The sequence below is a fragment of the Streptococcus infantis genome (assembly GCF_047460685.1).
GTDB classification, from domain to species: Bacteria; Bacillota; Bacilli; order Lactobacillales; family Streptococcaceae; genus Streptococcus; species Streptococcus infantis_AD.
The window spans coordinates 1-525 of record NZ_JASHFS010000052.1; the positions used below are offsets into that span (position 1 = coordinate 1).

Annotated in this window: 5 tRNA genes; all 5 read right to left on the bottom strand. The window is 51.8% G+C overall.

The window, feature by feature from the left end:
* Positions 1-36: 36 nt before the first annotated feature.
* Positions 37-126 (bottom strand) — tRNA-Ser (locus tag QM917_RS10610).
* A 6-nt stretch (positions 127-132) separates the two neighbouring features.
* Positions 133-204: transfer RNA gene (locus QM917_RS10615), tRNA-Glu, on the bottom strand.
* 9 nt (positions 205-213) lie between these two features.
* Positions 214-287, bottom strand: a tRNA-Ile gene (locus QM917_RS10620).
* Positions 288-323: 36 nt separating this feature from the next.
* Positions 324-394: transfer RNA gene (locus QM917_RS10625), tRNA-Gly, on the bottom strand.
* Between the two features lie 5 nt (positions 395-399).
* Positions 400-472, bottom strand: a tRNA-Val gene (locus QM917_RS10630).
* Between the last annotated feature and the right edge of the window lie 53 nt (positions 473-525).

The following is a 525-nucleotide window of genomic DNA, read 5'->3' on the forward strand; positions in this document are numbered from 1 at the left end:
GAGCTACCGAGCTGCTCCATCCCGCGTTAATAATAAAGGAGGATGTGGGATTCGAACCCACGCACGCTTTTACACGCCTGACGGTTTTCAAGACCGTTCCCTTCAGCCGGACTTGGGTAATCCTCCAATAAATAGTCCGTACGGGATTCGAACCCGTGTTACCGCCGTGAAAAGGCGGTGTCTTAACCCCTTGACCAACGGACCATATTTCAATGGGCACGAGTGGACTCGAACCACCGACCTCACGCTTATCAGGCGTGCGCTCTAACCACCTGAGCTACGCGCCCAAGTTAAAAAACTTGGTAAATGAACGAAATGTTCAAAGCGGGTGACGAGAATCGAACTCGCGACAACAGCTTGGAAGGCTGTAGTTTTACCACTAAACTACACCCGCTAAAATGGGAGTTAACGGGATCGAACCGCTGACCCTCTGCTTGTAAGGCAGATGCTCTCCCAGCTGAGCTAAACTCCCTTTAGCTAAGCGACTTCCTTATCTCACAGGGGGCAACCCCCAACTACTTCCGG